The organism is Brevirhabdus sp., assembly GCF_052826345.1.
Window position 1 is genome coordinate 1 of the sequence record NZ_JBRBUA010000099.1, and the last position, 8,081, is coordinate 8,081.

At 68.7% G+C, this 8,081-nt stretch carries 5 protein-coding genes; 4 read left to right on the plus strand and 1 reads right to left on the minus strand.

Translation table 11 applies throughout. The annotated features are described in order from the left end of the window. Window positions 1-41 precede the first annotated feature (41 nt). From glgA to ACU0BR_RS12165, 4 genes are read left to right on the plus strand one after another with little or no spacing between them, the layout of a single operon-like run. On the plus strand, window positions 42-1,478 hold the full coding sequence (glgA, locus tag ACU0BR_RS12150; protein WP_446157101.1) for a glycogen synthase GlgA: 1,437 nt from the start codon (window positions 42-44) through the stop codon (window positions 1,476-1,478). Continuing rightward, a complete protein-coding gene (gene glgX, locus ACU0BR_RS12155; RefSeq protein WP_446157097.1) occupies window positions 1,475-3,604 on the plus strand; it encodes a glycogen debranching protein GlgX in 2,130 nt (709 codons plus the stop codon). The genes glgA and glgX overlap by 4 nt, the downstream gene beginning before the upstream one ends. 42 nt (window positions 3,605-3,646) lie before the next feature. Continuing rightward, window positions 3,647-5,278 (plus strand): alpha-D-glucose phosphate-specific phosphoglucomutase, encoded by a 1,632-nt coding sequence (locus ACU0BR_RS12160; protein WP_446157098.1) that lies wholly within the window; start codon window positions 3,647-3,649, stop codon window positions 5,276-5,278. Between the two features lie 9 nt (window positions 5,279-5,287). Further along, window positions 5,288-6,631 carry a cytochrome-c peroxidase gene (locus ACU0BR_RS12165; RefSeq protein ID WP_446157099.1) on the plus strand — a complete coding sequence of 448 codons (1,344 nt, stop codon included), beginning with the start codon at window positions 5,288-5,290 and terminating at the stop codon, window positions 6,629-6,631. Here the strand turns inward: ACU0BR_RS12165 and ACU0BR_RS12170 are convergent. Then, window positions 6,632-8,081, minus strand: a 1,450-nt coding sequence (locus ACU0BR_RS12170; protein ID WP_446157100.1) for a CRTAC1 family protein, incomplete at its 5' end; no start/stop codon positions are given.

Sequence of the window (8,081 nt, forward strand, 5' to 3'; positions counted from 1 at the left end):
CTGATCACCCAGGCGATGCTGGACCGGCGGGCCGCCGCATCATGACGCGCATCCTTTCGGTGGCGTCGGAATGTGCGCCCTTCATCAAGACCGGCGGGCTTGCCGATGTGGTGGGCGCGCTGCCGGGCGCCTTGGCCCGGCAGGGTTGCGACATGCGCACGCTGATCCCCGGATATCCGGCGGTCCTTGCGGCGCTCGACGGGGCGGCCGTGCTTGAGGCCGATCTGCCCGACCTGTTCGGCGGCGCGGCCCGCCTGCTGCGCCAGCGGGTTGCGGGGATCGATCTGATGGTGCTGGACGCGCCGCATCTCTATGATCGGTCCGGCGCGATCTATACCACCGAGAACCGCCGGGATCATGCAGACAACCCCGAACGCTTCGCCGCGCTGAGCTGGGCGGCGGCCCATATCGGCGCGGAAGGGGTCCCCGGTTGGCGCCCCGACGTGCTGCATCTGCATGACTGGCAGGCGGGGCTGGCGCCGGTCTATCTGCGCGACATGGGGGCCGCGGATCGCGTCGCCACGGTACTGACCATTCACAACATCGCCTATCATGGCCTCGCGCCTGCCGAAAAGCTGACGGCGCTGGGCCTGTCGGTCGTCGATTTCACGCCGGGCGGGTTTGAATACTACAACCAGATCGGCGCGCTGAAGGCGGGGATCGTGTTTTCCGACTGCGTCACCACCGTCAGCCCGACCTATGCGCATGAGCTGATGACGCCCGCCTTCGGCATGGGGCTCGACGGGGTGCTGCGGGCGCGGCCCGATGGTGTGACCGGCATTCTGAACGGCATCGACACCGAAGCCTGGGACCCGGCAAGCGATCCGGCCATCGCCGCGCGCTATTCCACCCCGAGTGGCAAGCGTGCCAACCGCGAGGCGTTGCACGCAGAACTGGGCCTGCCCGCGGGCGAGGGGCCGCTGTGCGTGGTGATATCGCGGCTCACGGGGCAGAAGGGGCTCGATCTGTTGCAAGAGGCGCTGCCCGTGCTCATCGACCGGGGCGGCAGGCTGGCGCTGCTGGGCAGCGGCGACGAAGAGCTGGAGCACGCCTGGCGCGACGCGGCGCGCCATCCCGGCGTTTCCGTCACCATCGGCTATGACGAGGCGCGGGCGCGGCGCATGATCGCGGGTGGCGACGCGATCCTGGTGCCCTCGCGGTTCGAACCCTGCGGCCTGACCCAGCTTTACGGGCTGCGCTATGGCACGATTCCGTTGGTGGCGCTGACCGGCGGGCTGGCCGACACGGTGATCCCGGCCAATGACGCCGCGCTCAAGGCGGGCTGTTCCACGGGACTCCAGTTCAACCCGATCGACAGCCACACGCTGGCCTGCGCCCTTGTCGAGCTGACCGAACTGTTCGCCGACAAGCGGCTCTGGGCCAAGCTGCAAAGAAACGCGATGCGCCACCCGGTCGGGTGGGACCGGTCCGCCGCCCGCTACGCCGCGCTTTACCGGAACCTTGCGACCTCCGTATGAGCGGCGGGTTCACGATGCAGGCCGGGCGCGCCGCGCCTCTGGGCGCAAGCTTCGACGGCGACGGCGTCAATTTTGCCGTTTTTTCGGAACATGCGACGCGGGTGCAGCTTTGTCTCTTCGATCCTTCGGGAAAGAACCAGGTCGCGGCGCTGGATCTGCCGGAGCGTGACGGCGACGTCTGGCACGGCTATATCTCGGGGCTGACGCCGGGCACGCTTTACGGCTACCGCGTGCACGGGGCCTATGCCCCGCAGGAGGGGCACCGTTTCAATCCCGCCAAGCTGCTGGTCGACCCCTATGCCAAACGGCTGACGGGTCTGCCGCGGTGGAATGATGCGCTCATGGGGTATACGGTGGGCAGCGGCGCGCGGGATCTGAGCATGGACCCCCGCGACAGCGCGCCCTGGATGCCGCGCTGCGTGGTCGAGGACCCCTCCTTCTGCTGGGGCGGCGACCGGGCGCCCGCGATCGCGCCGCAGGACAGCATCCTCTATGAGGCGCATGTCAAGGGCCTGACCATGCGCCACCCCGACGTGTCCGCGCCCGGCACGTTCCTGGCGCTGGCCTCCGATCCGATCCTCGAGCATCTGACGCGGCTGGGCATCACCGCGATCGAACTGCTGCCGGTGCAGGCCTTCATCACCGACCGCTTTCTCGCGGAACGTGGGCTGACGAATTACTGGGGGTATCAGACGCTGGGCTTCTTCGCCCCCGACCCGCGGTATCTGGAAGCGGGCCGCATCGCGGAGTTCCAGCAGATGGTCGCGCGCCTGCATGCCGCCGGGATCGAGGTGATCATGGATGTGGTCTACAACCACAGCTGCGAAGGCGATGAGCTGGGCCCGACGCTGGCGTTTCGCGGGCTCGACAACGCGAGCTACTACCGGCTGGAGAGCGACCCGCGCTTTTATGTCAACGACACCGGCACCGGAAACACGCTGAACGTCGATCACCCGATGGTGCTGCGCATGGTGATGGACAGCCTGCGCTACTGGGTCGAGGTCATGCATGTCGACGGGTTCCGCTTTGACCTGTGCGCCACGCTGGGGCGCACCGATCAGGGGTTCGACCGCGGCGCGGCATTCTTTGACGCGATCCGCCAGGACCCGGTTCTGACCCGCGTCAAGCTGATCGCGGAGCCCTGGGACATCGGGCCGGGGGGCTATCGGCTGGGGGCGTTTCCGCCGCCGTTCATGGAATGGAACGACAAGTTCCGCGACGGCGTGCGCCAGTTCTGGCGCGGAGATGCGGGCAAGGTCGCCGATCTGGCCGACCGGCTGACCGGATCGGCGTTGCAATTCGACCATTCGGGCCGCCCCGCCACCGCATCGCTGAATCTGCTGACCGCGCATGACGGCTTTACCCTGCACGATACCGTCAGCTACGACCGGCGCCACAACGAAGCCAACGGCGAGGGGGGGCGGGACGGCCACGGCGACAACCATTCCGACAACATGGGCGTCGAGGGGCCGACCGACGCCCCGGCGATCCGCGCCGCCCGCGCGCGGCGCAAGCGCAACCTGATGGCGACGCTGCTGCTGGCGCAGGGCACGCCCATGATCCTGGCGGGCGACGAGATCGGCAATTCCCAGCAAGGCAACAACAACGCCTACAACCAGGACAACGAGATCAGCTGGATCGACTGGTCGGCCCCCGATGACGCATTTCTGGAATTCACCCGCCGCATGATCGCGCTGCGCAAGGCGCACCCGATCCTGCGCCAAAAGCGGTTCCTGCACGCGCGCGAACGCCAGATCGACGGGGTGGAGGATCTGTTCTGGCGCCGCGCCGACGGCACGCCGATGCGCCCCGAGGATTGGGAAGACCCCGGGCGGCGGCTCATTACCATGGAAATGCGCACCGCATCCGGCACGCCCGCCTACGATGCGCTGGAACACGCGATATTTGCGGTGTTCAACAATGCGCAGGCCTGCGCGGTGACGCTTCCCCGGCTGCCCGACGGTCATCGCTGGATGCACCAGATCGACACCGCCGCGCCGGATCGCACGGCCGGCGAGCTGATCGTCGGAAGCCAGGTGCAGGTCGCGGCCGAATCCGTGGTGGTTCTGGCGTCGGCGCCGCCGGACCCATCAACCGACTGGCAGGATGGCATTAAAAGTCTATAGTCGCTTTGAAATCTGCTGTGAGCGCTACACAGAGGAACGCCGATGAAAAGCACGACCGTCGAAACCGCCCCCATCGAAGGGCAAAAACCGGGCACGTCGGGGCTGCGCAAGAAGACCCGCGTTTTCATGCAGCCGCATTATCTGGAAAACTTCGTTCAATCGATCTGGACGGGGATCGGCGGCATCGAGGGCAAGACGCTGGTTCTGGGCGGCGACGGGCGCTATTTCAATGAACCGGCCGCGCAGGTCATCCTGCGCATGGCGGCGGCCGGGGGGGCGGCGCGTGTCATCGTGGGGCAGAACGCGCTGCTGTCCACGCCGGCGGTGTCGAACCTGATCCGAAAGCGCCACACCGGCGGCGGCATCATCCTGTCGGCCAGCCACAACCCCGGCGGCCCGGAAGAGGACTTCGGCGTCAAGTTCAACACGCCCAACGGCGGTCCCGCGCCCGAAGATGTAACCGACCGCATCTACCGCGCCACGCGCGAGATCCGCACCTATGATATCATCGAAAGCCAGGATCTGGACCTGTCCCGCCCGGGCGAGGTCAAGCTGGGCGGCATGACGGTCGAGGTCGTCGATCCCGTCGCCGATTATCTGGAGATGATGGAGACGCTGTTCGATCTGGATGCGATCGCGCGGCTCATCGCGGGGGGCTTGCGCATCCGCTTCGATGCCATGCACGCGGTCACCGGCCCCTATGCGAAGGCCATCCTGGAACGCCGGCTGGGCGCGCCCGAGGGCAGCGTCGTCAACGGCGTGCCGCTGGCCGATTTCGGGGCCGGGCATCCAGATCCGAACCCGATCTGGGCCAAGCCGCTGTACGATCTGATGATGTCCGAAGACGCCCCCGATTTCGGCGCCGCATCGGATGGCGACGGCGACCGCAACATGATCATGGGCCGCGGCGTCTACGTGACCCCTTCCGACAGCCTCGCGGTGCTGGCCGCGAATGCGCGCGCCGCCCCCGCCTATGAAAGCGGGCTGAGCGGCGTCGCCCGCTCGATGCCGACGTCGCGCGCGCTGGACCGGGTCGCCGCCGCCGAGGGGCTGGATTGCTATGAAACGCCGACGGGGTGGAAATTCTTCGGAAACCTGCTCGACGCCGGCCGCGCCGGCCTGTGCGGCGAGGAAAGCGCGGGCACCGGCTCCGATCACGTGCGCGAAAAGGACGGGCTGTGGGCGGTGCTGCTGTGGTTGCAGATTCTTGCCAAAAGCGGCCGGTCCGTGGCCGAGATCATGACCGACCACTGGCGCCGTTTCGGACGCAACTACTATTCCCGCCACGATTACGAGGCCGTGGATTCCGACGCCGCCGATGCGATGATCCAGGGCTTGCGCGAACGGCTGGCCGATCTGGCGGGCGAGCGGTTCGAGGCGGGTACGGTGACGCTGGCCGATGAGTTTTCCTACGAAGACCCGGTGGATGGAACGGTCGCAACGGGACAGGGTATTCGCATCGAGTTCGACAGCGGGGCGCGCATCGTCTACCGCCTCTCGGGCACGGGCACGCAGGGGGCGACGCTGCGGGTCTATCTGGAACTGCTGGAAACCGACGACAGCGCCCTGCATCAGGACGCCCAGACCGCACTGGCCCCCGTCATCGCCACCGCCGAGGTCATCGGCGGCATCGCGAAATATACGGGCCGCACCGCCCCCGACGTGCGGACCTGAGCGCGCGCCATGTCGGCACGCCTTGCCTTTGGCCTGTCCGCGCTGCTGTTGGCATTTTCCGGCGCAGGCGCGGCACAACCGGCGGGCGGCGAGGCCTTGCCCGCCCCGGTCACGGATGCCGATTACGCGCCCGTCGATCCGGCGGAGGCCGCGCTGGGCCGCTTGCTGTTCTGGGACCCCATCCTGTCGGGCAACCGCAACATTTCCTGCGGAACCTGTCACCACCCGAAATTCGGCACCTCCGACGGGGTGGCGCTGTCGCTGGGCGAAGGCGGCATCGGGCTGGGCCCCGATCGCCGCGTCGATCCGTCCGATCCGCCCGAACAACGCGTGCCGCGCAATGCGCCCGCGCTGTTCAACCTCGGCGCGCGCGAATTCACCCGCCTGTTCCACGATGGCCGGATCGAGGCCGACCCGGCCAAGCCCGGCGGGCTGCGCACCCCGCTTGACGCCGACATGACGACCGGCTTTGCCAATGTGCTGTCGGCGCAGACCATGTTTCCGGTCCTGTCGCAGGATGAGATGGCCGGGCATTACAGCGAAAACGACGTCTCGGCCGCGGTGCGCCAGGGGCGGCTGACCGGGCCGGGTGGCGCCTGGGATCTGATCGCGCGGCGGGTCGCGGCGATCCCGGCCTATGCGGCGGGATTCGCGGCCGCCTATCCCGGCATCGACGCGCCCGCGGACATCGCCTTCACCGATATCTCGAACGCCATCGCGGCTTTCGTGGCCGAGGAATGGCGCTCCGACACCAGCCCCTTCGATGCCTATCTGCGCGGCACCGGCGATCTGCCGCCGCGCGCGATGCAGGGGATGGAGCTCTTCTACGGCAAGGCAGGATGTTCCGCCTGCCACAGCGGAAAGTTCCAGACCGATCAGCAGTTCCATGCCGCGGGTGTGCCGCAGTTCGGCCCCGGCAAGGCGGCGCGGTTCGAAACCCATTCCCGCGACACGGGGCGGATGCGCGTCACCGGGCGCGCGGCCGACGCCTATGCGTTTCGAACGCCCAGCCTGCGCAACGTGACGGCGACGGCGCCCTACGGGCACGACGGGGCGTTTGCGACGCTCGCAGGGTTCTTGCGTCAGCACCTCGACCCCCTCGGCGCCCCCCCGTTCGACCGAAGCCGCGTCGCGCTGCCGCCCTTGCCGGGGGGCACCGATTGGGCGGTGATGGACAGCGCCAGCGATCAGGCCGCGCTGCGCGCCGCCATCGCCATGCCGCCGGTCACGCTGGCCCAGGGGGAATTCGACGCGCTGCTGGCGTTTCTTGGCGCGCTCGACGACCCGCAGGCCCGCGCCGGGCGCCGCGGCATCCCCGATGCGGTTCCCAGCGGATTGCCGGTGGATCGCTGATCAGGGCAGGGTGCCCACACCGGGGGCAATGCGCAGCCCGCCCCCTTCGGGCGTCGCGATCAGCGTCCGGTCGGCTTCGATCGCCGTCCAGTCCGACACCGCGCCTCCCGGCCAGGTGACGCGCAGCTGCGCCTGCGTGGCGCGGCCCAGTCCGAAATGCAGCGGCCCCGCGCGGCCGCCTGCGTGCCCGCCGCCGACCGTGACCTCCTGCACCTGCGTGCCTTGGGCGGTGCGCAGCGCGACCCAGGCGCCCACGGCCCTGCGGTTGCCTGCGCCCAGGCGCAGATCCACCTTCAGCCAATGTCCCGCCGCCCTGGTGACATTGCGATAAAGCGCCATCGGCGCGCGCCGGTTGACCACCACCAGATCCAGCAGCCCGTCACCGTTCAGATCCGAAAGCGACGCCCCACGGCCGCGTTCCACCGAGGCCACGCCCGCCGCCTGCGCGGCCTCTTCAAACGTGCCGTCGGGCTGCTGCACCAACAGGTTGTCGGGATCGCGCATCGCGTTCGACGGCATCTGATCGACGTTGCCCTTGGCGATGAACAGATCGGGGCGGGCGTCGTTGTTCACATCGCCGAATTCCGCGTGCCACCCGGTCGAAGGCCGCCCGTCGTCGCCCAGAAAGGGCCGCTGCGCATAGGTGCCCAAGGTGAAGGGCGCGGGATCATAGCCCCCCGGCCGCGCGATCAGCAGCAGCTGGTCGCCCATCGAGGTCAGCATCACCTCGGGCCGCCCGTCGCCGGTCAGATCGCGGCTGGCGATGCCCATGCCCCAGATGGAGATGTCGGCCCATCCATCCTCGGGGCCCAACAGGCGCAAGGGATCCATGCGCCACATCTGCTCGGACCCGCCGCGCACATAGTAATGCCGGTCGTTGGACACGCGCAGATCGGCCTGCCCACGCCGCTGCCAGTCGGAAAACAGCATCGACAGCGCGCAATATCCCGGCGTCAGCAGCACCGGCGGGGCGTAGCCGCGCGCCGTGGGGCGGTAGAGCCTGTTGTCATCGCAGGTGCCGAACGGCCCCTTCGGATCGGCGCGATCGACATAGCTGCCGAAGGCCAGCGTCGGCCGCGCGTCGCCGGGGCGCCATGTCGCCGAAAATGCCGTGGTCCAGGCGTCGCCACTGCGAAACCCCCAGTCCTTCGACGCCTCTTCGAACCGGCACCCGCCCAACCCGCGCAGCAGCCTGTCGGACCCCACCCGCAGCACCGCCAGATCCAGCCGTCCGTCGCCGTCGATATCCAGCGGATAGGCCCCGGTGACATGGGTGATCGCCTGGAAATCGCCCGCAGGTTCGAACCCGAGATCGCCGCCGCGGGTGGAGCGGTTGATGAACAGCCGCGCGGGATTTTCCCCGCCCGCCGCCAGCAGCTCGGGCAGGCCGTCGTCGTTGCAGTCGAACACCGCGACGCCGCCGCCGACGAAATGCTCCCAGCCGCCGTCA